Below are 24,583 nucleotides of genomic sequence, written 5' to 3'. Positions count from 1 at the left end.
CTTCGAACGAAAGCATCCCATGACCACGATCCCCGCGCACCTTGCGCAATACGCTGCCGATGGCAGCTGGACCGACATGACCATCGGCGATTACGCGCGCCGTTGGGCCGAGACCGATCCCGACAAGGTCGTGTACCTCAATGATCCCGCTGCCCCGACTTATGCCAGCCTGCTGGCGGACGGCGAGGCACTGGCGCGGGCGCTGCGCGATCTGGGCCTGCGCACCGGCGATGTGATCGGCTTTCAGGTGCCGAACTGGGTCGAGGCTTCGGTGATCAATCTCGCCGCCAATCTCGGCGGCTTCGTGATCGCGCCGATCGTGCCGATCTACCGCGATGCCGAAGTGATCCAGATGCTGGGCGATTGCGGGGCCAAGGCCTACTTCGTAGCGGAAAGCTTCAGGGGCTACGATTTCGCCGGGATGATGGACCGGGTGCGCCCGCACCTGCCCGATCTGAAGCACGTCATCTACGTGCGCCCCACCGAACGCACGCCCGATTTCGCCGCGCTGGTAGAACATGGGCGGGGCCTCAACACGCCGCTCGAGAAGGTCGACCCGAATGCGCTGAAGCTCGTTCTTTACACCTCCGGCACCACGGGCCGGGCCAAGGCGGTGCTCCATTCGCACAACACGCTGGACCGGGTGGCACAGTTCGGCCGCCAATATAGCGGCGTGCCGGGTGACGTGACGCTGATGCCCTCCCCCGTGACGCATATCAGCGGGTTTTCCGGCGGGCTGGAGAAGCCGTTCGCCTCGGGCAGTCAGGTCGTGCTGATGGAAGTGTGGAAGGCCAAGGAGGCGGTCGAACTGATCGACCGCTACGGAATCACTTCCACCGTCGCCGCAACGCCCTTCCTGCAGGAACTGTGCGATGCGGCGGACGCCGCCGGTTCCAAGCTCCCCACCTTCCGCCGCTTTGCCTGCGGCGGCGCAGCGATCCCTTCGGAGCTGGTCTACACCGCCAACAAGCGCCTCGCACACGCCTGCGCCTACCGCGTCTATGGCAGCAGCGAAGTGCCGCTGGCGACGCCGGGTGTCTTGCCCGAAGAAAGCCTTGAACTGGCCGCCGAGACCGATGGCCGGCCGCTCGATTATGAACTGCGGCTGGTGGATGACGACGGAAACGAAGTACCCCACGGCAGCGACGGCGAAATCCTCGTGCGCGGCCCGGCCATGTTCCTGGGTTATGCCGACGAAGCGCAGACGCGCGAGGCGCTGACCGAGGACGGCTATTTCAAGACCGGCGATATCGGCCGCATCACGCCATCGGGCTCGCTTGTCATCACCGGACGCAAGAAGGACCTCATCATCCGAGGCGGCGAGAACATCAGCGCCAAGGAAATCGAGGACGTGATGCATCTGCACCCCGCGATCAAGGAAGCCGCCGTCGTCTCCATGCCGCACGCGCGTCTTGGCGAGGGCATCTGCGCCTATCTGATCCCCGAAGGTGCGGATCATCCGGACATGGCGAGCCTTTCGGCCTTCGTCAGCGATGCGGGCCTTGCCAAGCAGAAGTGCCCCGAACGCATCGAATGGGTGGAAAGCTTCCCCCGCACCGCTTCGGGCAAGATCCGCAAGGATGTGCTGCGCGGCATGATCAAGGCGCAGATGGAAGCGGAGAAGGCAGGGTAGGCGCTGCGCCTCCGGCACCTCCCAAACCACACACGGTCCATACCGCCACACTTTCCGTCGCCCCGGGCTTGACCCGGGGCTAGGCTTCTATGGTCACGCGCTGCACCCGCAGAAAAGCCCAACCGCGGGTCAAGCCCGGGGTGACGAAGGCGGGGCGGCTTGGGCGAAAACGAAAAAGCCCCCTCTCCTTTCGGAGAGAGGGCTTTCAAGGCAGTGTATAAGCTGCGGTCTGATCAGTTCCCCGCCGCCTGAATCGCCGCCATTGCAGCGCCGATAGCAGCCTGGATCTCGCCCGGGCGCGGGTTGCGGCGCAGGGTCAGGCCGCCGTTGATCTGCAGGTTCTGGCCCGACATGAAGCAATCGTCGCTGACGACCCAGAGCGCGGCCTTGGCGATGTCTTCCGAAGTGCCGACACGGCCCAGCGGATATTCCTTGGTGAACGCATCGACGAGGCCGGGCACCGCGAACGACTGCTCGGTCATCGGGCTTGAGGTGAAGCCGGGCGAGAGCACGTTGGCACGGATGCCCTGCGGGCCATACTGGTTGGCGACGCAGCGGATCAGCGCCTCAGACCCCGCCTTGGTGGCGATATAGGCGGCGTGATCATCGATGATGCACTGCGTGGTGGCCGAAGAAATCTGCACCAGCGAACCGCCATGCGGCATCGCGCGGATGAACGCGCTGAGGAAGTAGTGCACGCCCTTCAGCTGCAGCGCGATGATCTGGTCGAGCTCGTCCTCGGTGATCTCGTGCAGGCCCTTGAGCAGGCCCCAGCCGGTAGCGTTGATGGCGATATCCACTTTGCCGTGCCGTTCCAGCACCGTGGTGGCAAGCGCTTCGACATCGGCCTTCTTCGACAGATCGCACAGCGCCCAATCGCCCGCGATCACCCCGGCGAAGCGCGAGAGTTCATCGGCCTTGCGCCCGGCGACGACGACTTTCGCCCCCGCATCGGCGAGGGTCTGCGCAATGTGCTGGCCCATGTTGCCCGCACCCGCCGCGCCGATCACGACGGCGACCTTGCCCGAAAGATTGGTCATGAGAGGTATTTCCTTTTCAATTAGGCCTTTGCGGTGAGAAAATTGGCGGTGGCCACGCCGTCGGGGCCATAGACCGGCTCCGAAATGTCACAGCGATACTTGCGCGTGTTTGCGCCCAGAATGGTGAAGCCCGCGAGGTGAGCGCCCATCTTGAAGTAGGATTCGGCGAGCAGATGCACGGCCAGATCCTCTGCCGTCTCCCACTCCTCGAACACGTGGATACGGCCCGGATTGTGCGGGTCGAGGCTCCACGCGTAGTGGCGGCAGCCCTTTTCGGCGAGCGCCATGTCGATCAGCGGCTGGGCGTCCTTCAGAACTTCATCACGGACTTCAGGCGCGAAATCGATTTCACCTGCAACAACGACGATCATCATTCATACCCCTTCAGAACTGCAAAGCTGCGGCTCTTGAAGAGCCAGGTCCCGCCGCGCTTGACGTAAGTGTCCTCATAGCGGCCGATGCTGCGGCGCAATTTGCCTTCGAGGTCTTCAAGCGTTTCGTTGGTGTAGACGCGGCCCGTTGCCGTATCGCCGTCGATGACGATGGCGGCGGTCTGCTGGAAGAAGCCCACGAACGCGAAAGTGCCCATCGCGCCCTGCCACAGGCCAACGATGGAGTCCTTGCCGTTCACCGTGGTGCCCGCCAGATCCCAGACGGCATCGTCCGCCCAGAGCGCGCCCCAGTCGGCCGCATCGCGCCGGAACACGGCGTCAGCGTAAGTGTCGTGCAGCGCGCGGATCGCGAGCTGGTCTTCGATTGGTCCGGCGATAGCCATGGTCTCTCCCGATCTTGGCCCAGATCTTGGCCCGATTTGAGCGGAGCCTAAGGCGATTCAGAAGGCTCAGAAACTATCATTTCCGCGCGCTGTCAGGCATCCGGATTTGGCTATTCTGGCGCGGCAAAAGCCCGGACTTGCCGGGCACGAACCATGGATGGAGAGCGCGATGGATCTGGGTCTCAAGGGCAAGAAAGTCATCATGAACGGCGGTGCGCGCGGCATCGGCCTCGAAATCCTCAAGATCCTCACCAGCGAAGGCGCGGACGTCGCGTTCTTCTCGCGCGATCAGGGCAAGATCGATGCCGCACTGGCCGTTCTTGCGGGCAATCCCGGCAAGGCGCACGGCGATGCGTTCGATATGACCGGCAACCTCGAAGGCTACGTCGCGTGGTTGAATGGCGCCGTGGAGAAGCTCGGCGGCTGCGACATCTTCATCAACATGGCGAGCGTTTCGGGCGCGGGTGCCACGCAGGATTGGCAGAAGTGCCTCGACGTGGACATCATGGCCGCGGTCAAGGGCATCGAGACGCTGACTCCGGCGCTGGAAGCCTCGGGCGCAGGCTCGATCATCGTGATGTCGTCCACCGCTGCGGTCGAGACCTTCATCATGCCGCAGGCCTACAACGCGATCAAAGCCGCGCTGATCACTTATGCCTCGCAGCTTGGCCAGGCGCTTGCGCCCAAGGGCATCCGTGTCAACACCGTGTCGCCCGGCCCGATCGAGTTCCCCGGCGGCAGCTGGGAGATGATCCAGGGCGCGATGCCGGACTTCTACAACAGCATCAAGGCGCAGATGCCGATGGGCCGCCTTGGCGCACCGGACGAAGTGGCGCGCTCGGTCGTGTTCCTCGCCAGCCCGGCCTCGTCCTACTCGACCGGCGTCAATCTGGTGATCGACGGCGGCTTCACCAAGCGCGTGCAGTTCTGATCTCATGACCAAGACACCGCGCGAACTCGCCGAGACCATGCTCGGCTGCATCGACAAGGGCGATTGGGCCGGGCTGATGGCGATCACCTCGCCCGATTATGTCGTACACGAGCCGCCGGAGCTTCCCTTCGGCGGCGACTGGAAGGGGCAGGATGCGCTGATCCGCCTGTTCCCCCACGTGTGGAGCTACTGGGACGACGTCGTGGTCGATCGGCTGGGCATCCTGACGGACGAGAACTACTTCTGCCTGCAGCTGCGCATGTCGATGACCTCGAAGCTGACGGGCAACCGCATCAGCACCTCGCTGGCAGAGACGACGCGCTGCGTGGACGGGCTGATGGTGGAATACACCATCCACTACCACGAAACCGCGCTCGTCGCCCGCGAAGCCGGCCCGCCGCGCCCCGGCGCGGTGAAGCTGGAGGGCTGAGGCATGGATCGTCTGAAAGGCAAAGTCGCCATCGTCACCGGTGCGGCCAAAGGCCTCGGCGCGGCGGATGCGCGGCTGTTCGTGGCCGAGGGTGCGCGCGTGATCCTTACCGACGTCGATGACGCGGCGGGCAGCGCGCTTGCGGCGGAACTGGGCGAGGCGGCAGAATACCACCGCCTCGACGTGACCAGCGAAGCGGCATGGGAAGCGCTCGTTGCCGATGTGGTAGCGCGCCACGGACGGCTCGACGTCCTCGTCAACAACGCGGGCGTCGTCGAATTCGGCGATCCCGAAACGCTGACCGAGGCAAATTACCGCAAGATCATGGCTGTCAGCATCGACGGCGTGGTGTTCGGCACCAAGCACGCCATCCCCGCGATGGCCGCGAACGGCGGCGGTTCGATCGTCAACATGGCCTCGATCGCCGCGATCCAGGGCGAGCCGACCTTTGCTGCCTATAGCGCCGCCAAAGGCGCCATCGACGCCTATACCCGCGCCACCGCCGCTTATTCGATCAAGAACGGGCGGGGCGTGCGGGCCAATTCGGTGCTCCCGGCGGGGATCGATACGCCGATGGTGCGCAGCCTTGGCGGCAAGCTGGCCGATCTGGGCGCAGCGGCCCCGGCGCACGACAACGCCACCGCGATGAACCGGCTGGGCGAGCCGGTTGATGTGGCGAACCTCGTCCTGTTCCTCGCCTCGGACGAGAGCCGCTTCATCAATGGACAGAGCCATGTGATCGATGATGGGGCTTCCATCATCGCCGGTGGAACGGTACCTCGCACAGATCGGTGATTGCGCGGAAATCCGCGCTTACCTATCACTTTTGCGGCTTCTCAAGCGTAGTGCTGGGTGGCCATGTCATTTGCATGATCTGCGCGCGGCCACCACCGCCCGCGCGGCCTCGTAACCGGGAGATTGAAGGTGCAACTGAGCCGCGACCAATTGCTGCAGGCCTATCGCCAGATGAAGGTCATCCGCGAATTCGAGGAACGCCTGCACGTCGATATCCAGACCGGCGAGATCGCCGGCTTCACCCACCTCTATTGCGGGCAGGAAGCCGTCGCGGTCGGCGTGTGCGAGCATCTTTCGACCGATGACAAGATCGTCTCCACCCACCGCGGCCACGGCCACTGCCTTGCCAAGGGCTGCGATGTTAACGGCATGATGGCCGAGATCTGGGGTAGCCGCGAAGGTTTGTGCAAGGGCAAGGGTGGCTCGATGCACATCGCCGATATCGACAAGGGCATGCTGGGCGCGAACGGCATTGTCGGCGCGGGCGCGCCGATTGCGGTGGGCGCGGGCATTGCCGCCAAGATCGATGGCAAGGGCCACGTTTCCATCGCCTTCTCCGGCGACGGCGCATGCAACCAGGGCACCACGTTCGAGGCGATGAACATGGCCGTCGTCACCAAGGCGGCGTGCATCTTCGTGTTTGAAAACAACCACTATTCCGAACACACCGGGTTCGAATACGCGGTCGGCACCGACAAGGACATCGCCAGCCGCGCGCAGGCCTTCGGCATGAAGGTGTGGCGCGGGGACGGCACCGATTTCTTCTCGGTCTATGAAACGATGCGCGAAGTGCTCGAATATGTTCGCGTTCCCGGCAATGGCCCGGCGGCGGTCGAGTTCGATACCGAGCGCTTCTTCGGCCACTTCGAAGGCGATCCGCAGCGCTATCGCGGCCCGGGCGAGCTTGATCGCATCCGTGAGACGCGCGATTGCATCAAGAAGTTCCGCGCCAGCGTAACCGGTGCCGGTCTGCTGACCGATGCCGATATCGATGCTGTCGATGCCGACGTGATGGACGCCATCGAAACTGCCGTGGCCAAGGCCAAGGCTGCCGACCGGCCCACCCCCGAGGACGTCCTCTCCGACGTCTATATCTCGTACTGAGCCCCCAGGAGCGCGACCAATGGCAAGAATGATGTATCGCGAGGCGGTCCTCTCCACGATCGCCGAGGAAATGGAGCGCGACGAGAACGTCGTGGTGCTGGGCGAAGATATTGTGGGCGGCAACGGCACCGCAGGCGGCCCTGAGGCCATCGGCGGCATCTGGTCGACCTCGACCGGCCTCTACGGCAAGTTCGGCGCAGACCGCGTGATCGACACCCCGATCTCGGAAAGCGCGATCATGGGCGCAGCGGCGGGCCTCGCGCTTTCGGGCAAGCGCCCGGTGGCCGAACTCATGTTCGCAGACTTCATCGGCGTTTCGCTCGATCAGATCTGGAACCAGCTCGCCAAGTTCCGCTACATGTTCGGCGGCAAGACCAAGTGCCCGGCGGTGATCCGCATGGCCTGGGGCGCGGGCTACAACGCCGCCGCGCAGCACAGCCAGGCGGTCCACCAGATCCTGACCGGGATGCCGGGCCTCAAGGTCGTGATGCCCAGCACCCCGGCCGACGTGAAGGGCCTGCTGCGCACCGCGATCCGCGATGATGACCCAGTGATCTTCCTGGAGCACAAGGCGCTCTACGGCGTGAAGGGCGAAGTGTCCGACGACAAGGACTTCATGATCCCCTTCGGCCACGCGCGCCTGACCCGCGCGGGCAACGATGTCACCATCGTCTCCACCGGCCTGCTGCTCGGCTTCTGCGAGGCCGTGGCCGACAAGCTGGCGGCGGAAGGCATCGGCTGCGACGTGATCGATCCGCGCACCACCAGCCCGCTGGATGAAGAAGCGATCCTCGATTCGGTCGAAGTGACCGGCCGCCTCGTGGTGGTCGACGAATCAAACCCGCGCTGCGGCTTTGCCGGTGATATCTGCGCGATGGTGGCGGAAAAGGCTTTTGCCAGCCTCAAGGCCCCCCCGCTCAGCGTCACCCCGCCGCACACCCCTGTCCCGTTCGCGCGCGAGCTGGAAACCGCGTACCTGCCCTCGATCCCCAAGATCGAAGCGGCGGTGCGCAAGGTCCTCTCCTACCGCTAAGGAAGCCGTCATGGCCGATATCCGCCCCTTCTGCATGCCCAAGTGGGGCATCGAAATGACCGAGGGCACCATTGCCGAATGGATGGTCCAGGAAGGCCAGGCGTTCACGCGCGGCCAGGTCATCTGCCTCATTGAAACCGACAAGATCACCAACGAAGTCGAAGCGGAATACGATGCCGTGCTGAAGCGCGTGCTCGTGCCCGCCAGCGATCAGCCGCACCCGGTGGGCGCGCTGCTGGGCGTGTTCACCGATGCCGCCACCACGGATGCCGAGGTTGACGCCTTCATCGCCGCGTTCAAGCCGGCGGAAACCGGGGTTGCCGCCAAGGCCGCCAGCGCAGACGCAGCGCCTGCTGCTGCCGCTGCGCCGGAACCGGCCCCTGCCCCCGCCGCTGCTGCGCCGAAGAAGATCGTCACCAACCGCCCGATCAGCCCCGAAGCCCTGAAGCTTGCCGAAGCCAATGGGGTCGATATCGAGCCCATCGCGGGTTCGGGCCGGGGTGGCCGCATCACCTATCAGGATGTGGTGCAGGCGATGCGCCCAGAGCAGGTCTATACGCCGAAGGGTCCCGCCGATCTGCCGCCGGTGGCGCAGGCGATCTATGCCTCGCCCCTCGCCGCGCGCCTTGCCGCGCAGTATGGCATCGACCTGAGCACGCTCAAGGGCACCGGCCCGCGCGGCCGTATCTCGAAGGCCGACGTGCTTGGCGCGGTAAAGCCCGCCGTGCCGGAAGCGGCCCCTGCCCCCGCGTTCGGTGCGCCCTTCGTGGCGGTCGCCAACACGCCGGTCGTCCAGCCGTTCGACAAGGTGCGCAAGGTCGTCGCCCGTCGCCTGACCGAAGCCAAGCAGACCATCCCGCACTTCTACTTGCGCGTTTCGGCGCGGGTCGATGAACTGGTCGCGCTGCGCAAGACGGCGAACGTCGTCATGGGCACCAAGGCTTCAATCAACGACTATCTGGTCAAGGCCGTCGCCATGGCGCTGGTCCGCCATCCGGATGTCAACGTGCAAGTCGCCGCCGAGGCGGTGCACAGCTTCCCCCATGCCGACGTGGCGATTGCGGTGGCGAGCCCCAAGGGCCTCGTCACGCCGATCGTGCGCCAGGCAGACCGGATGCACATCGCGCAGATCGCGGCCACCACCCGCGCCCTGATCGACAAGGCGCAGGCCGGACGGCTGAGCTTCGAGGACATGGACGGCGGTACGTTCTCCATCTCGAACCTCGGCATGTTCGGGATCGAGGAATTCGACGCGATCATCAATCCGCCGCAGGGCGCAATTCTGGCCGTTGGCGGGATCAACCGCGTCGCTGTGGAAACGGCAGACGGTGACATCGCGTTCGAGGGCCAGATCAAGCTTTCGCTCTCGGTCGATCACCGCGCCATCGACGGTGCGGCGGGCGCGGCCTTCCTGCAGACGCTGAAAGCGCTGATCGAAACGCCGGAATCGCTGTTCTCCTGATGGGGCGGGTAAGGTGATCGGCAGGCCCATCCGGCAGGTCGCCTATTTCTGCGCCGACGTGCGCGCGGCTGCGGCTGCGCACCACGCGGCGTTTGGCTCCGGGCCGTTCTTCGTGGCGGACAACATCCCCGTTGCGCGCTCGGTGCATCGCGGGGTGGAACGCGTGCTCGATCATTCCTCGGCCTATGGCCAATGGGGCGAAGTGATGATCGAGTTCGTCCAGCAGAACAATCCCGGCCCTTCCCCCTTCCACGACATGTATCCGGAAGGCTCGGGCAGCTACGGCATCCACCATACGGCCGTGTTCGTAGACGATGTGGATGCCGCGCTGGCCCAGCTCGAAGCGCAGGGCGCGCCTTGCGCCATGCGGGCGGAAATGGCCGATGGCTTCGTCTTCGCCTTCGCAGACACCACTGCCACGCTCGGCCACATGACCGAGCTTTACAGCCCGCGGCCCAGCCTCCTCGGTTTCTACGCGATGATAGCCAACGCGGCCCAGGATGGCGCACCGGAGCGCGACCTCATCACCACCATCCGCCTGCGCTGAAAGCCTCCCCCATGACCACCAACCGTTTCTGGCAGCTCGATGCCCATCCCAAGGGCGACGACTTCGCCAGCGCGCTCTCCTTGCGCGAGGAAGCGCTCCAGCCGCTGACCGAAGGGCAAGTGCGCATCGCCGCGCAGTGGCTCTCGATGGACGCGGGCACGCGCATGTGGATGAGCCCGCGCACCGATGGCTATCAGCCGCCCCTGCCGCTTGGCGCGAAGATGTCCGGCCTCGTGATCGGACGGATCACCGAAAGCCGCGATGCGGCGTTCCCCGAAGGCACCCTGGTGCGCGGCTTCGGCCAGTGGGCGGACTACTCCGTTGTCACCCCGGTCGAAGCCGGACTGATGGCGCTCGATGAAAGCCTCCCTGATCTGCGCGAGCATTTCGGTGCGCTCGGCATGAACGGCTGGACCGCGCTGCTCGGCGTGCGGGATACCGCGCGCATCCAGCCCGGCCAGTGGATCGCCGTCTCCGCTGCTGCCGGGGCCACGGGCAGCCTTGCCGTGCAGGTCGCGCGCAATCTTGGCGCCCATGTCGTCGGCATTGCGGGCGGACCTGCCAAGTGCGCCTACCTGACCGAGGAACTGGGTGCGGACATCGCCATCGACTACAAGGCCGACGATATCGCCGCGCGCCTTGCCGCCGAAGTGCCCGGCGGGCTCAATGCCTATTTCGACAATGTCGGCGGGCCGATTCTGGATGCGATCCTGCCCAACATGGCGCTGTTCGGCTGCGTCGCGGTTTGCGGGCTGGTTGCCGCCTATGATGCCGACAAGCCGCTGCCCGGCCCTGCGCGCTATGATCAGGTGCTGATGAAGCGGCTGCGGATCGAAGGCTTCTTCGTGCCCGATCACTTCGGCCGTGCGGAAGAGTTCATCCCCCCGCTGCGCGCTTGGCACGATGAAGGCCGCCTCGTTTCGCGGTTTGACGAAACGCCGGGCCTTGAAAACACGCTCGCCGCCTATGCACGGATGCTGGGCGGCGGCGCTATCGGGAAGGTGCTGGTGAAGGTGGCGTAGCACCCCGCACGGGCGTGTAAGCGGCCCAGCGCTGGAATACATCCAACAGAAGCGTCGGCCCGGACTTGATCCGGGCCTTGGCTTTCTTTTTTCCGGCGCTGCGCTGGAAGCAGAGCCTAACCCCGGGTCAAGCCCGGGGTGACGCAGAATGAATGAGCGTGACGTCTAGTCCGCCATCCACTTTTCCAGATTCTCGTGGAAATACCGCACCCGGCGTTCCTGAAACGCGAGGTAATCGCGCTTGTAGCCGCGCGAGTGCAGGCCGCGCTGCTGCTGCTCCCAAACCGACACGTCCTGATCGATGCCCGGCCCAGCGGAAACCTCGCCCCACTTGCCCTGCACGTGCGGCGCGGGGACCGAGACGTCGACCCATTCCGACATCGACTGCGAGTAGTACCGCGTCGTGCCCGCGGGGAAGAGCGTCATGTACCACATGTCGAAGTAGCACTTTTCCGGATCGGTCTCGTGCGGGCGGGCGCGCAGCCAGATGTTGCCATCGGGCTTGAGGCTGAACGAGAGGTTCGGGAAGATCGTGTAGTGCCAGTGATCGGTCAGCTGGTCATCGTGGTAGGTCGAGAAATCAAAGCCCTTCTCGGCGCCCTTCTCGCGCTTCGCTTTCTGCAGCGCTTTCCGGATCTCGCCCGTCTTGCCGCCGCGGAACTGAGCGGGATCGAGCCCCCAGAACTCCAGCTCCTCGCGCAGCATTTCGAGCGTTTCCGCCTCGCCGCCGCGCAGCTGCTTGGTCGGCCCGGCGCCCGGCATGAACATGCGCGCGTGGCCTTCGGGGTAGAGATCGAACTGGCACTGGCTATAGGCATATTCCATCACGAACTTCGTCTGCGGATGGACGAAGGGCACGTGATAGCTCTCGTTGAAGTTGTCCTGCACCAGCTTCCAGTTGAAGTTGCCCTCGATCGTCACCCAGTGCGTGCGGACCATCGCGTCCATCGGATACGTATCGATCTGATCGGCGATCGGCCCCATGAACTGGCGCAGTGGCGCAGCGTCGTTGTCCATGTTGATCCATACGAACCCGGCCCAGGTCTCACACTTCACCTCGATCAGGTTGAGCTTGCCGCACGGCGAACCCTGCACGAAATCAGCCTCATCCGGCACGACCTTGAGCTTGCCGGCAAGATCATAGGACCAGCCGTGATAGGGGCAGACGAGCCGCTTGGAGTTGCCCTGTTCACCCGAGACAACCGGCATCGCGCGGTGCTGGCACACGTTGTAGAACGCGCGCACCTGCCCGTCGTCGCCGCGCACGCAGACGATGGTTTCGGGGCCGAAATCAGCCGTCAGCCAGTCGCCCGTATTGGGGATCTGCGCCTGTGTGCCCGCGATCTGCCAGGTCTTGGTCCAGATCTTGTCCCACTCGCGGTCCGCCCATTCCTTCGAGAAATAGCGATCCGGCGTGATCGGCGCGTTGCCCAGCGCCGGATCGGCCAGCGGGGTAATATCGGCCAGCGACGTGGCGCGGGCGCGGGCGAGCTGTGCTTGAGTCGTCATGGGATGGTCTCCTGTTTCAGGCACCGTTGAAGTGGTTGTATGATGGATCGGCGTGGCCGCGTTCGCCAAATGCGTATCCCGGCATGGCGGCGCGGTCCCACATGTCGGTCGAAGCTTGTGCCGTGCTCCAGTCATAGACGGCATGGCGGTGCGACATCTTCCATGTCCCATCGCGCCGCTCGAACCGGTCGAGATAGCGCCCGGCGGCGACCATGAAGGTATCGCCGCTTTCGCCGGGGATGTGGTGGTGCGCGATGAAATAGGCCTCGCCCTGCGCCTTGTCGCCGTCCACCTCGATCAGCACGTTGCCGATCATGTGCTGGGTGCGGCGCATCCCGGCGAGCACTTCCATCACCCACGGCACGAAATCGGCGGCCGTGCCCTGATACATGCCGTGGTCGTCAGTGGCGTCGGGGTGGAACACCGCGCGCACCAGATCGGCATCGCATCGGTCGATCCCGCGCGCGAGGCGGTGGACGAGTTCGGTGCAGGCCATCTTGTCGAGCAGCAGCGCCACGCGGGGATCGAGATCAGCGGCCATCGGTTCAGTCTCCGGTATAGAGGGCATCGTCGGGCATGCGCTTGCCGTGGCGCTTCAGCGTACCGTAGAGCGGTCCGTCCCACTGCGCAGTCGAGGGACAATTCCGGCTCCAATCGAGCACATAGCGGCGGTGAAGCAAGCGCCATTCGTCGCCGCGTTTCTCCAGCCTGTCGAGATAGCGCCCGCCGACGTCCATTTCCTGCGGGCCATCGGGCGAATCGACTTCATGCCACGCGCGGCAATAGGTCTCGGCAGTTGCGCTCGCGCCGTCGATATCGATCAGCATGTTGCCGAGGAAGTGCTGCGTCCGCCGCATCGCGCCAAGTGCGGGCAGCACGGTTTCGGACCAGCCTAGCGCCGGGGCTTCGCCGGTGCCGTAATCGACCAGCGCATCGTCCCACCACACGCTTTTCAGCACCGCGAGATCGCAACGGTCGATCCCGCGCGCATAGCGGTTCAGCACATCCACGATCGCCAACCGATCGGCGACCTGCTCAGGGTATACCTTGCTCATCGGGTCCGCATCTCCTCGCGCCGGCAGCTGAGATCATCGGGGCTGCGCCCGCCCCACGGGAACATCGTGTCGCTGCCGGGCAAGTCGGCTGCGGGCTCATCACGCACCCAATCGACCAGTTCGGTGCGGTGCGCGATCTTCCACACGCCCGCGCGCCGCTCGTACCGATCTACGTAGCGCCCGGCGACGAACATGTCCCGCTCGCCGTCCTCCGCCACGATCCGGTGGTGCGCCTGAAAATAGACTTCGCCGAACGCTTGGGTCTCGCTTTCGAAATCGATCCGCACTTGCCCGATCATGTGGTGATTGGCCTTGTGCGGGGTGAGCACACGCTGCGCGAATTCGACGAAGCCCGCTGCATCGCCTTGCCAGCCAGCGCCGTAATCGGTTGTCGCATCATCGTGGAACACCGAGATGTGCAGCGCGGGATCGAGCCGGTCCTGCGCGCGCATGTAGTCGCAGCTGAGGTCGTAGATTGCCTGCCGCGAAACGAGACGGTCGAGCGCGTCCATCGTCACGCCCTTTCCAGATAGCTGTCGAGCGTCTGGTGGAACTGCCGGATGCGCGCTTCCTGATAGTTGCCCAGCGTCTGCCCGCGCTTCGCCGAGCCGAGAAAGCCCTGATACTGCAGCGCGAGGTTGTCGGTGTCCTGATCGTAGACCCCGCCCAGCCCCGGGTTCATCCCCGGCGCTTCGGCATAGGATTGCTCGACCGAAAGCCGCACCGGCTCGGGCGGATGCTCAACCGGGGTGCCCGGCGGCACCAGCTTGAGGAACATGAGATCGAACAGCGAGCGCGACGGATCATTGCCGATGGGCCGGAAGCGGTAGATCATCGGCAGCGAAACGCCCGGAAACAGGCACATGTTGGGGAACAGGTGATACTCGATGGAATCGAGCATCTCGCTGTCGGAATACATGTCCAGCGGGACGCCCAGATCGGCCGACATCTGTTCGCGCAGCTTCTCCGCCGCATAGGACCGCGCCGTCCGCCCTTCAGGCAGGACGCCGGGCGAAACGCGCATCCGGTCAAACAGTTCCTGCTCGGTCTGCGTGCCGGTGTAGTGCGGGCTCGCCACGCCGATGGTGTGGACGAAGCGCGTCACGTGATCGCTGAACAGATCATACTGCGCATTGGCGTCCGCCGCCGTCGGCAGCGCCTGAGAGTGCGTTTCGTAGACGTGGTAGGCTTCGAGGAAGGCCTCCTGCGCAGCCTTCCAGTTGGTCGGCAGTTCCTTCTGCACATGGAGCGCGATGCGCCGGTCAGCGAGATCCCAGCGGCCGGAGAAATGCTCGGCCAGCGGCCCCAGCTGTTCGGCCAGCGGGCGCGCTTCGGGATCGAGGTTGATGAAGATGAACCCGCCCCAGGTTTCCATCTGCACTTGCGGCAGGCTGAAATCCTCGTCCTTCACATGCGGGAAGTCCCACCGGCAGGGCACATGCGAAAGGCCCCCTTCGAGCGACCAGCGCCAGCCGTGGAACGGGCAGCGCAGTTCCATCGCATTGCCGCTGGTGTCCGACCGTTTGAGCTGGGTGCCGCGGTGGAGGCAGGCATTGCGATAGGCACGGATCTCCATGTCATCGCCGCGCACGATGAGCACCGACCACGGGCCGATATCGTAGGTGATGTAATCGCCCGCTTCGGGAATATGCTCCTCGCGCGCGGCCCATTGCCAGGTGCGCGCCCACATCTGGGTGAACTCGCGCGCCATGAAATCGGAGCTGGTGTAGCGGTCATATTCGATGTCGGCATCGCCAGCGAAGCTGTAGGCCTCGGCGATCAGCGCGGGCGGCACGTCCTGCCCGTCGGCGAGGATGATATCGCGCGTGCTCGGCCCGGGGCACCGAGCGGTTCCGGGCTCTGCAGGAAGAGGCAGGCTGGTTTCGAGGTTCATGCGGTTATGCTCCTTGTCACCCTGATCTGCCTCTTCCCGCTGATCATCAATAGCGGACGGTAAGCTGGAACCGCACCGTGCGCGGCATTGCGCCGTAGCCGATGATATCGCCCCGCGTGGCGTTGTTGGTGCCAGTGCCTGCCCCCGTCAGCGGTGCGGTGCCTCCGCCGATGAAGTAGAACTTGTTGGTCAGGTTCTTGCCGATGACAGCCAGCTGCCAGCGATCATTCTGGGCACCGATCCGGAGGCCCGCATCGAGCACGGCATAGCCATCCTGACGGGTATAGGGATCGCCGAAGCTCGATCCGAGATACGAGCTCGAGGTGCGCGTATCGACGTTGCCGCCGATCTTGAGGCTCGATCCGAGGTCGGTCTCATAGGAAACCCCGGCCGTCGCGGTCCATTCCGGGGCAGCCGAAGTCGGCGTACCGGAAAGGTCCTGCCGCTCGATACCGTTCACCTTCAGCGAGCAGCCCGCCGCAATGCTCTGGCCCGACCAGCACGGCGCGATGAAGTTGATATAGCGCGCGCGGTTGTAATTGAGTGTGCCGCGCAGCGTCAGGCCCGGGACCGAACGCGGCGCGTATTCCAGCTCCAGTTCGGCACCCTTCGAGCGCGCCGCACCGGCATTGTAGGTGACGTAGGCGAAGACCTGCGCGTTGAAGAAGTCGATCTGCAGGTCGGTGTACTTGTAGCTGTAGAGTGTCAGGTTCGCGCGCAGCTGGCGGTCGAACAGCGTGGTCTTGATACCCGCTTCGAAACCACGGCCCTTTTCCGGGTTGAACGCAAGGTCCGCGGAAGGATTGACGGTCACCAGCGAGGAGTTGATCGCGCTGTTGGAGAAGCCGCCCGACTTGTAGGCGGTCTTGTATGCGCCGTAGACCATCACGTCGGTTGTCGGCTTCCAGCTGATCGTCACGTCCGGCGACCAGTCGTTGAAGGTCTGGTCACCCGTCAGCACGCCGTTCGCCGCAGCGCTCTGCGGACGGAAGATACCGGTGAGCGCCGGGTTCACGTAAGGCTGCGTGAAAGTGCTCTTCTTGGTTTCGTGCGTGTAGCGCACGCCCGCGGTTGCTTCGACCGTGGGGAGGATCTTCCACGTCGCCTGACCATAGGCCGACAAGGTTTCGCCGTCGGTCGCCGATTCCTTGGAATAGGCGACATAGCGCATGCCCGTGGGCGCAGCCGAGTTCTCGAGACTGGCGAAGAGCACCGCCTGGAAGAAGTCCCGCCTGGTCTTCTGGTAAAGACCGCCGACCATCAGGTTGACCGGGCTGTCGAACTTGGTCTGTGCGCGCAGTTCCTGGCTGAAGGCGTGGTAGCTGGCGTTTTCCGTCGCCCACACGCCGCCGCCGAGGAAATCGCAGTCGCAGCCGAACTTGTTGTTGTTCCAGTTGTAGTTGGTGACCGAGTTGAGGGTGACGTTCTCCATGTCGTAGTTGACCGTGCCGGTCACCTGCCACGACTTGTAGGTGTTGTAGAGATCGCCGTTGGAACGCGCAAACGGGGTGGCCTGCGCGATGTCAACAGGGAAGTTGTTCTGGTAGATCTTGAAGCCGCCATCGCACTTGTAGGCCGGGTTCAGCGCGGTCGCGCCCGTCGGGCACCGCACTGCCGAATAGTTCCAGCCATTGCCGATGGTGTCGTTCCACGAACCCGAAGCCTTGAGCGTCGCGGTGAGGCCACCGCCGCCATCATACTTCAGCGTCGCACGCCCGATCAGCTCGCGCTCCTGCGGCTGATCGGCCGCGGCGGGGGCGGCGACGTGGTTGGTCGATACAAAGCCCTTGGCGACGTCGAGGGTCGGGTAATTCTGCGAACCGGCGGCATTGCGATACCAGCCGCCGAACATCTTCGAGCCACGCACCGCGAGGCGAAGGCCCCAGTTGTCGCCCAGCGGAGTCGAATAGATGGCCTCGCCGTAGAGCTGGCGGGCATTGGCCTCATAACCGATCCGGCCGATGATCTCGCGGTCCTTGCCGGGGTCCGCCGTGGTCAGGCTGATCACGCCGGCCGTCGCGTTCTTGCCGAAGAACAGCGCCTGCGGGCCCTTCAGCACCTCGACCCGGGCGAGATCGAAGAAGCCTTCGTTGATGACGCGGCCTTGCCCGTAATAGACGCTGTCCACCACGATCGCGACGGACTGCTCGATGCCGATCGAGGTCGCGTTGGAGCCAATACCGCGCATCGTGAGCTGCGCGCCTGCGCCGTTCGAGGCGCGCGCGACGGTGAACTGCGGCGTGGCGGCGGCAATCTTCTCAAGGCTGGTGAGATCGCGTGACTGGATGGTCTGCGCGCTGATCGCCTGCACGGCCACCGGAATGCTCTGCACGCTTTCCGAACGGCGGCGGGCCGTCACGATGATGTCTTCGACCCCGCTGGAGGCTGTGGTTTCCGCAGCCGCTCCGGCCTGCGGCGGGGCCTGCTCTTCAGCGGCCAACGCCGGGTTTGCTGCCAGCAGCGCTCCGGGCGCCAACAGGGCCAGAGCAGCGACACGCGCCGTGCTCGAAAGAAATTCCGGTCGCACCGATTTGGTGTGCTGCATTGTGCCTCTCCCGCTTCATGATGCCGCCGCCCGGATTCTTTCGCGGTACAGCTGACGGGTACAAGGGTATCAATCCAGCCCTTCTGCTCAACTGTTTATGCGCGTCTTAGATACTTTTGATAGGAAACCGGCAGGGGTGCCGGAACTGAGCCGGCACAAGCTGGCCCGCGAGCGCCATGCGGCGCGCGCGGGCCAGATGCCGGGATTACAGCTTGAGCAGCTGCTTGCCCTTGTTCGAGCCGGAGAACAGGCGCTGCAAGGTGGCAGGCGCGTTCTCGAAGCCGTGCTGGACGTCTTCGCGGTAGGCCAGGCGGCCTTCGTTCACCCACTTGACCAGACGGCGGCGGATATCCGGGAACTCGCTGGCCCAATCAAGCACGATGAAGCCCTGCATCCGCGCGCGGCGGAACACGAGGTTGAAGTAGTTTTCGGGACCGGCAGGCAGGTTGCCGGTTTCATAGCGGCTGATGCCGCCGCAGATCACCACGCGGGCATTGGTGGCGATGCACGCGAGCATGTCATTCAGGATCTTGCCGCCGACATTGTCGAAGATCACGTTGATCCCGTTGGGCGCGAGTTCCTTCAATTGCGCGCGGATCGGCCCGGCCTTGTAATCGATGGCGTGGTCATAGCCCGCTTCCTTGACGAGCCACTCGCACTTTTCAGGTCCGCCCGCGATGCCGATCACGGTGCAGCCCGCGATCTTGGCCAGCTGGCCGACGATCGAGCCTGTGGCGCCCGCCGCGCCGGAAACGACGACGACATCACCCGCCACCGGTTCGCCGACCTTGAACAGGCCGCAGTACGCCGTCACGCCCGTGGTCCCGAGGATCGAGAGCATCGCCGTCGGCGGCAGATCGGGCATCGCAGGAATCAGGCCATCGCCGTCATGGATGAGGTATTCGCTCCAGCAGATCGAACCGGCCAGCACGGTGCCGACGGGGAACTTGCCGCCATTGCTCGCCACGACCTCGACGATACCCGAGCCGCGCATCACATCGCCGATAGCCATCGGCGCGACGTAGTCGGCAATGTTTTCCATCCAGCCCTTCTGTGCCGGATCAAAGCCGAGGAAGTGCGTCTTGAGCAGCATCTGGCCCGGACCGGGTTCGGGCAGCGTGGTCGTCACCAGCTTCAGATCATCATCGTTGATCGGGCGGCCGCGCGGGTGTCCATTGAGCAGCCATTGGCGGGTTTCAGTCACGCGAGATCTCCCAGAAGTGTTGTGTTGTTGCCGAGACTAGCGGCAGTGCCGCACATCCGGACCTACCGAATTGAATGAGCCCGAAAGGGTACTAGCGCGCCATACCCGCCATACGGGTGGCAAGCGCCGGATCGCGCGGATCGTTCCAGTCCTGCCGCGCTGCCCATTCGGCAAGGCTGGCGGGCTTGTGCTTGAAGTGCCGCGCCATTTCCTCCGGCGTCACCACCAGCGGCGAGGTGGCTTGCGCGTTGTACCAGCGATAGAACTGAGCCATCCCGTCATAGATCGAGGCGGGCTTCACTTCCGCCGACCCCGTCACCAGCAGGCTCATGGCCGAGGCGAAATCGTCCGGCGTCAGGCTCTTGAACACGATCGCCTTGCCCGAGACCTTGCTCAGGGTCGCGGCAACCTCGTCGCCCACCAGCGCTTCCGGCCCGCCGACCTTGTAGCGCCCGCTGGGCAGGTCCGGATTGGTCAGCGCCTCGACCATGAAGGCCGCGACGTCATCAAGGCAGATCCACGAAATCCTGAGATCGGGCTTGGCCGGATAGGCAAAGATGCCCTTGTTCACGATGCCGGGCTTGTTCCAGCTGCGGATCATATTGTCCATGAACACGCGCGATTCGATGATCGCCCATTCGCAGCCGCTGCCCGCAATCGCGGCGATGATATCGCGCCGCCCGTCCATCGCCGGGCTGCCAATGTCCTCGTCAGTGATGTGGCAGCTGGTGTGGAAGACAATGCGCTTTACGCCGTTCGCCTTGCCTGCCGCCGCGATGCTTGCGCCCATCTTCTGCGCGAGGTCCCGGTCGAACACGAAGGGCAGGTGCGCGGCAATCGCGTCCATCCCCTTGGCCGCCGCGATCATCGAGGCTTCGTCGTAGATATCCGCCGCCACGGTTTCGACATGCGCGAACTCGGTGCCTGCCAGCGCCTGCGGATTGCGCAGCGCGGCCACCGGGGTCAGCCCCGCCGCGATCAGCCGGGTGAGCAGCGGATGCCCCTGGTCGCCCGTCGCGCCCAGTACCAGTATGCGCTCCATTTTGATTTCCTTATTGATTGGCGAGCCGTGCGGCTGTCCGCCCGGCAATGCATCCGAATGTCAGTGCTGGCCCCAGCGTGCCGCCTGCGCCTGCGTAAACGCTACCCGTGGGACACGCGATCACGTTGCCCGCGCCGTAAAGCCCGGGGATCGGCTCGCCGTTCACATCCAGCACTTGCGCCGCAGCATTTGTCCGCGCCCCGCCATTGGTGCCGAGTGCGCCGAGCTTGAGCTGCACGGCATGAAACGGCCCCTGATCCAGCGGCCCCAGGGTTGCCGCCGCGCTGGGGCGCGAACGGTCGCCGTAGAAATGATCGTAAGCGCTGACGCCGCGCCCGAAATCGGGGTCTTCGGCGGTTGCAGCATGGGCGTTGAAGCGCTCCACCGTCTGCACAAAAGTTGCAGCATCAACGCCGATCTTCGCGGCCAGTTCTTCCAGCGTATCGGCCGCGAAAACCCAGTCCGGCAGCGGATCGAACGGCATCACCGTGCCCAGCGGATAACGCGCGCGATATTGCGCATCGAACACCAGCCACGCCGGATTGTTGGGATAGTCATACGTCGCCGGATCGAACTGGTGGAACGCGCCCGCCAGCGAGGAATAGTTGTTCGCCTCGTTGCAAAACCGTCGCCCCGCGCGGTTGACAAGCAGGCTGTGCGGCAAGGTCCGCTCGATCAGCACTGGCGAAGCGCGCTGCTCGCCGCCCGGCCACTGCGCGCCGCTGGGGGAAAGCGTGGGTACCCACCAAGCCGAGGTCATGTTGCCCAGCCCTGCGCCGACGGACATCGCCAGTTTCAGCCCATCGCCGGTATTGCCTGGCGGCGAGGCCGGCATATCGAGCGGCCCGCGCAGGAAGGTTTTCTTGAGGCTCTCGTTCCACTCGAACCCGCCGGTTGCGAGAATGACGCCCCTGCCTGCGCGAATGCTGCGCCCGCCAGCAAACTCCACACCGACCACCCGGCCAGCCTCGACGATCAGCCGCTCGGCCTTCAGGCCCAGCTGCGGCTCGATCCCGCGCGCAAGGCAGGCTGCCAGCAGCCGCCCGACCATCGCCTGCCCGAACCCGCGCAAGTCCGCCTCCGCCCGGCGCTTCAGCTCCGCCGGATCGACGTACCCGCTGCTGCCGCCGAGCGGCGTTTCGCGCAGCATCATGCGCTGGATCACACCGTCGCTGAACACCTTCTCCGCCCACGGACCGAGCGTGGTGAAGTCGAACAGTTCGTTATCGAGCGCCCGCCCGCCTTCCGGTTTCGCACCGGGCCGGTCGAGGTAGTAGTCCGGATAGCTCGGCAGGATACTGACCGCGAGCGCGCCTGCATCTTCCAGAAACGCCAGCGCGCCGGGTGCTTCGCGCACGAACGCGCCCAGCACTTCGGGCTCCATCTCGCCGTGATCGAGACTGCCGAAATAGGCGAGCGCATCCGCCTCGCTGTCAGCCAGCCCCGCAGCCTGCATGCGGGGGTTGTTCGCCGCCCAGATGATCCCGCCCGAAACTGCTGCCGTGCCGCCCAGCCGGTCAGCCTTTTCGACCAGCGTGACAGACGCGCCCGCCGCATGGGCAGACAGCGCCGCCGCCATGCCCGCCGCGCCTGCGCCGATGATCAGGACGTCAGTCGTCTCGCTCACCTCACAGCCCTCCGGCGACATAGAGGCACTGGCCCGTGACCCAGCCCGATGCGGGCGAGCACAGGTAAAGCGCCGCCGCCGCGATATCCTCCTCGCGGCCATAGCGCTGGAGCGGGATGCGGATCATCTCGCGCAGCGCCTCGCGCGCGGCTTCATCGCCGGTGCGCATGCAATCGTTGAAGTTCTGCGTGGGGATCGGCCCCGGCGCGACGGCATTGACGCGGATCTTCGGCGCGAGTTCGCGCGAGAGCGTTTCGGTGAGGCTGTTCACCCCCGCCTTCGCCGCGGCATAAGGCCCGTTCTTCGCCTGCGGGCCGAACGCCGCGCGCGAGGACGTGCTGAGGATCACCCCGCCTGCCTCACCCATGGCTTTCGCAGCGACGACCGCGCCCATCCACACGGCCTTGAGGTTGAGGTCGACCTGTGCGTCCCAGCTTTGTTCAGTCGTCTTGGTCAGATAGCGCGGATTGCCATCGGGGATGCCGCCGGCATTGTTGACCCAGATGTTCACCGGGCCAAGCTCTGCCGCAGCCCGCGCGGCAAGGTTTTCCAGCGCATCCATGCTGGTGGCATCGGTCGGCACCGCGAGGGCGCGCCGCCCGCGCGCGCGGATTTCCTCGGCCACGGCCTCGATGTCCGCCGCCGTGCGTGCGCCCAGCGCGACGTCTGCGCCCGCTTCGGCCAGCGCGATGGCGATGGCGCGGCCGATGCCCTTGCCCGCGCCAGTGACGACAGCCACTTGTCCGTCGATGCGGAAACTTTCCAGAATGCTCATGCCGGCTGCGCCTCGCGTTCCATCAGGGTGATGCGCGGATCGTTGGGCCAGACCCATTCCTTGCCGATGACCTGCTTCACCGCGAGGTGCTCCGGCACGTTCTCCAGCCCGATCATCTTGTCGCAGGTCTGGTGGAAGCTGTAGATGCGCGCTTCCTGATAGCTCAGTGGCACGGACTTGAAGCCGTCGCTTTCCATCGACTTCTGGATCGCCTCGCCGAACTGGGTGTCTTCCTGGATGATCGGGCTCATATCGCGCCCGCCCTTCCCGTCCGGCACGGTCCACAAGTCCGGCGTGGGGCCATCACCCCAATCGAGTGCCATGGTGATCAGTTCGAGCCGGGTGGTGTTCAGCGAGGTCGGCCAGAAGATCAGCGGCGGAATGAAGAAGTTGGAGAGCGGCGAGACCCAGTTGGGGAACATCGTGTAGCTCTGCGTGGTGCTGCGGCCGAGTTCGCCCACCGTCTCGATCTGCTTCCATTCGGGCGGGCTGTCGATCGCGCGCACGTGTTCGCGGTTGGTGTGCTGCGGCGCAGGCGCGATCATCCGCGCGTGGCCATGGGGGTACATCGTGTTGACGTTGCGCTTGTGATCGACCAGCGGCGCGACCGTATCGGGATGGATGAAGGGCACATGGTAGACTTCCATGTTGGCCTCCATCGCCACCTTCCAGTTGCAATTGAGGTGGAAGGAATTGCGCGCGGCGAGCTTGATCTTGTCGAACGCGAACTCCTCCCACTCGTCCCAGATCGGCCCCATCCAATCGCGCAAGCTCATCGCATTGTCGTCGAGGTTCACGAAGATCAGCTTGCCGTACATCTCGCAGCGCACGCCGATCAGGCTGCGGCACGACTTGTCGAAATTGCTGCCGAAATCCTGCGATTCCGGCACGCCGATCAGCTCGCCGTCGGTCTTGTAGGTCCAGTTGTGATAACCGCACATCAGGCGCGGCGCGCGCCCGCTCTGCTGCGTGACGACCGGCGCGCCGCGGTGGCGGCAGGTGTTGTAGAACGCGCGGACCTTGCCATCCATGCCGTGGACGATGATCAGCGGCTGTCCCGCGTTGTCCCACTGCATGAAGCTGCCCGGTTCGGGCACTTCATCGAGATGCGCGGCGAACAGCCAGCTCTTCTTCCAGATGTGCTTCTGCTCGAGGTCGTAATACTCCTGAGACGTGTAGCGCCCGGCGGGAAGGTCCGGCAGCGGCGGGAAGCCTTCGGGCGGGCTCCCCCGCGCCGCTTCCCATTCCATCAGACGCTTGATCGTGTCGACCGTCTGCTGATCCATCATCTGCCGCACTCCTTTTCGGGCTATCGCCACTGAGCCGAATTCAGGCGTTCCCTGCGATCACCGATTTCGCATCGTCCGCGCGGATTGCCGCGCCGTTGATGAACTTGCTCTCGTCCGAGGCGAGGAACAGCACCGTGTAGGCAATGTCGTCCGGCTCACCGAGCTTGGTGATCGGTCCGGCGTTGAGCGCCTCTTCCGCGCCGCGCATCAGCGCCGCCTGCCGGCCGACTTCCATCACCATCGGCGTCAGCACGCCGGCCGGGTGGATCGAATTGCAGCGGATGTTGTAGCCGCTCTTGGCGCAGTGAACGGCCACCGCCCGCGTCAGCGCCTCAACCGCGCCCTTGGCCGCGCAATAGGCCGCAACCGCGCTTTCGCCCTGCACCGAGGCGATCGAGGCCATGTTGATGATCGATCCGCCACCCGTTTCCTTCATCACGCGCACCGCGTGCTGGCAGCCGAACCAGGTGCCGTCCGCGCTGACGGCCATGATGAAGCGGTAGTCCTTCTCGGTCTGCGTCTCGATATCGCCAAGCTCGACCACGCCCGCGTTGTTGACGAGAATATCGAGCTTGCCGTGGCGGAGGGCGACGTCGTCGACCAGCACCTTCCATTCGGCATCATGCCGCACATCGAGGTAGCGGAACTCGGCCATTTCGCCCAGTTCGGCGGCAACGCGTGTCCCGTTTTCACGGTCCACGTCGGTGAGGACGACCCGCGCGCCTTCGCGCACGAACATGCGCGCATCCGCCTCGCCAAGGCCCTTCGCGGCCCCTGTGATGATCGCGACTTTGCCTGCCAGCCTGCCCATACCCGAATGTCCTCTCAATTATGCAAGTTCCCACCAATTCACCCCGGATGCTAGGCAGAC

General features: G+C 64.9%; 24 protein-coding genes. 9 read left to right on the top strand and 15 right to left on the bottom strand.

Annotated features, from left to right (window positions below; all coding sequences use genetic code 11):
• Positions 1-19: 19 nt before the first annotated feature.
• On the top strand, positions 20-1,633 hold the full coding sequence (locus CFE35_RS19780; RefSeq protein ID WP_292933253.1) for an AMP-binding protein: 1,614 nt from the start codon (positions 20-22) through the stop codon (positions 1,631-1,633).
• A gap of 233 nt (positions 1,634-1,866) precedes the next feature.
• Here the strand turns inward: CFE35_RS19780 and CFE35_RS19775 are convergent, their stop codons facing one another.
• The 3 genes from CFE35_RS19775 to CFE35_RS19765 are packed head-to-tail and all read right to left on the bottom strand — an operon-like array spanning position 1,867 to position 3,448.
• Positions 1,867-2,673, bottom strand: a complete 807-nt coding sequence (locus tag CFE35_RS19775; protein WP_292932021.1) for an SDR family oxidoreductase — start codon at positions 2,671-2,673, stop codon at positions 1,867-1,869.
• A 20-nt stretch (positions 2,674-2,693) separates the two neighbouring features.
• Positions 2,694-3,047 (bottom strand): antibiotic biosynthesis monooxygenase, encoded by a 354-nt coding sequence (locus CFE35_RS19770; RefSeq protein WP_292932019.1) that lies wholly within the window; start codon positions 3,045-3,047, stop codon positions 2,694-2,696.
• Complete coding sequence (locus CFE35_RS19765) at positions 3,044-3,448, bottom strand: nuclear transport factor 2 family protein (protein ID WP_292932017.1); 405 nt, start codon at positions 3,446-3,448, stop codon at positions 3,044-3,046. The genes CFE35_RS19770 and CFE35_RS19765 overlap by 4 nt, the downstream gene beginning before the upstream one ends.
• 157 nt (positions 3,449-3,605) lie before the next feature.
• On the opposite strand from CFE35_RS19765, the gene CFE35_RS19760 reads away from it, so the two are divergent.
• The 8 genes from CFE35_RS19760 (at position 3,606) to CFE35_RS19725 (ending at position 10,772) form a co-directional block, all read left to right on the top strand.
• The gene (locus CFE35_RS19760; protein ID WP_292932015.1) at positions 3,606-4,379 is read left to right on the top strand and encodes an SDR family oxidoreductase; all 774 of its coding nucleotides are present in this window, start codon (positions 3,606-3,608) and stop codon (positions 4,377-4,379) included.
• 4 nt (positions 4,380-4,383) lie between these two features.
• Entirely contained in the window at positions 4,384-4,809 is a 426-nt protein-coding gene (locus CFE35_RS19755; protein WP_292932013.1) for a nuclear transport factor 2 family protein, read from the top strand.
• Between the two features lie 3 nt (positions 4,810-4,812).
• A complete protein-coding gene (locus CFE35_RS19750; RefSeq protein WP_292932011.1) occupies positions 4,813-5,604 on the top strand; it encodes an SDR family oxidoreductase in 792 nt (263 codons plus the stop codon).
• A gap of 129 nt (positions 5,605-5,733) precedes the next feature.
• The gene (locus CFE35_RS19745; protein WP_292932010.1) at positions 5,734-6,708 is read left to right on the top strand and encodes a thiamine pyrophosphate-dependent dehydrogenase E1 component subunit alpha; all 975 of its coding nucleotides are present in this window, start codon (positions 5,734-5,736) and stop codon (positions 6,706-6,708) included.
• Between the two features lie 19 nt (positions 6,709-6,727).
• Positions 6,728-7,741 carry an alpha-ketoacid dehydrogenase subunit beta gene (locus CFE35_RS19740; protein ID WP_292932008.1) on the top strand — a complete coding sequence of 338 codons (1,014 nt, stop codon included), beginning with the start codon at positions 6,728-6,730 and terminating at the stop codon, positions 7,739-7,741.
• A gap of 10 nt (positions 7,742-7,751) precedes the next feature.
• On the top strand, positions 7,752-9,203 hold the full coding sequence (locus CFE35_RS19735; protein ID WP_292932006.1) for a dihydrolipoamide acetyltransferase family protein: 1,452 nt from the start codon (positions 7,752-7,754) through the stop codon (positions 9,201-9,203).
• Between the two features lie 13 nt (positions 9,204-9,216).
• The gene (locus CFE35_RS19730) at positions 9,217-9,750 is read left to right on the top strand and encodes a VOC family protein (RefSeq protein ID WP_292932005.1); all 534 of its coding nucleotides are present in this window, start codon (positions 9,217-9,219) and stop codon (positions 9,748-9,750) included.
• 11 nt (positions 9,751-9,761) lie between these two features.
• Positions 9,762-10,772, top strand: coding sequence for an NADP-dependent oxidoreductase (locus CFE35_RS19725; protein ID WP_292932004.1), 1,011 nt, complete (start codon positions 9,762-9,764; stop codon positions 10,770-10,772).
• A gap of 165 nt (positions 10,773-10,937) precedes the next feature.
• On the opposite strand, the gene CFE35_RS19720 is transcribed toward CFE35_RS19725, so the two are convergent.
• From CFE35_RS19720 to CFE35_RS19665, 12 genes are all read right to left on the bottom strand, one after another.
• Entirely contained in the window at positions 10,938-12,281 is a 1,344-nt protein-coding gene (locus tag CFE35_RS19720) for an aromatic ring-hydroxylating dioxygenase subunit alpha (protein ID WP_292932003.1), read from the bottom strand.
• 16 nt (positions 12,282-12,297) lie between these two features.
• A complete protein-coding gene (locus CFE35_RS19715; protein ID WP_292932002.1) occupies positions 12,298-12,822 on the bottom strand; it encodes a nuclear transport factor 2 family protein in 525 nt (174 codons plus the stop codon).
• 4 nt (positions 12,823-12,826) lie between these two features.
• Complete coding sequence (locus tag CFE35_RS19710; protein ID WP_292932000.1) at positions 12,827-13,336, bottom strand: nuclear transport factor 2 family protein; 510 nt, start codon at positions 13,334-13,336, stop codon at positions 12,827-12,829.
• On the bottom strand, positions 13,333-13,848 hold the full coding sequence (locus CFE35_RS19705) for a nuclear transport factor 2 family protein (protein ID WP_292932033.1): 516 nt from the start codon (positions 13,846-13,848) through the stop codon (positions 13,333-13,335). The genes CFE35_RS19710 and CFE35_RS19705 overlap by 4 nt, the downstream gene beginning before the upstream one ends.
• Before the next feature lie 2 nt (positions 13,849-13,850).
• Complete coding sequence (locus CFE35_RS19700) at positions 13,851-15,230, bottom strand: aromatic ring-hydroxylating dioxygenase subunit alpha (RefSeq protein WP_292931999.1); 1,380 nt, start codon at positions 15,228-15,230, stop codon at positions 13,851-13,853.
• 46 nt (positions 15,231-15,276) lie between these two features.
• On the bottom strand, positions 15,277-17,775 hold the full coding sequence (locus CFE35_RS19695; RefSeq protein ID WP_292931997.1) for a TonB-dependent receptor: 2,499 nt from the start codon (positions 17,773-17,775) through the stop codon (positions 15,277-15,279).
• A 205-nt stretch (positions 17,776-17,980) separates the two neighbouring features.
• The gene (locus tag CFE35_RS19690) at positions 17,981-18,979 is read right to left on the bottom strand and encodes an NADP-dependent oxidoreductase (protein WP_292931995.1); all 999 of its coding nucleotides are present in this window, start codon (positions 18,977-18,979) and stop codon (positions 17,981-17,983) included.
• Between the two features lie 91 nt (positions 18,980-19,070).
• Positions 19,071-20,021 (bottom strand): NmrA family NAD(P)-binding protein, encoded by a 951-nt coding sequence (locus CFE35_RS19685; RefSeq protein WP_292931994.1) that lies wholly within the window; start codon positions 20,019-20,021, stop codon positions 19,071-19,073.
• A gap of 10 nt (positions 20,022-20,031) precedes the next feature.
• Positions 20,032-21,648 carry an FAD-dependent oxidoreductase gene (locus CFE35_RS19680; RefSeq protein ID WP_292931993.1) on the bottom strand — a complete coding sequence of 539 codons (1,617 nt, stop codon included), beginning with the start codon at positions 21,646-21,648 and terminating at the stop codon, positions 20,032-20,034.
• A 1-nt stretch (position 21,649) separates the two neighbouring features.
• Positions 21,650-22,423 (bottom strand): SDR family oxidoreductase, encoded by a 774-nt coding sequence (locus tag CFE35_RS19675; protein WP_292931991.1) that lies wholly within the window; start codon positions 22,421-22,423, stop codon positions 21,650-21,652.
• The gene (locus CFE35_RS19670) at positions 22,420-23,712 is read right to left on the bottom strand and encodes an aromatic ring-hydroxylating dioxygenase subunit alpha (RefSeq protein WP_292931990.1); all 1,293 of its coding nucleotides are present in this window, start codon (positions 23,710-23,712) and stop codon (positions 22,420-22,422) included. Before CFE35_RS19670 ends, CFE35_RS19675 begins: the two co-directional genes overlap by 4 nt.
• A 40-nt stretch (positions 23,713-23,752) precedes the next feature.
• Entirely contained in the window at positions 23,753-24,523 is a 771-nt protein-coding gene (locus tag CFE35_RS19665; protein ID WP_292931988.1) for an SDR family oxidoreductase, read from the bottom strand.
• Between the last annotated feature and the right edge of the window lie 60 nt (positions 24,524-24,583).

The sequence above is a fragment of the Novosphingobium sp. PASSN1 genome (assembly GCF_002278815.1).
This window is presented reverse-complemented; position numbering and strand designations above follow the sequence as displayed.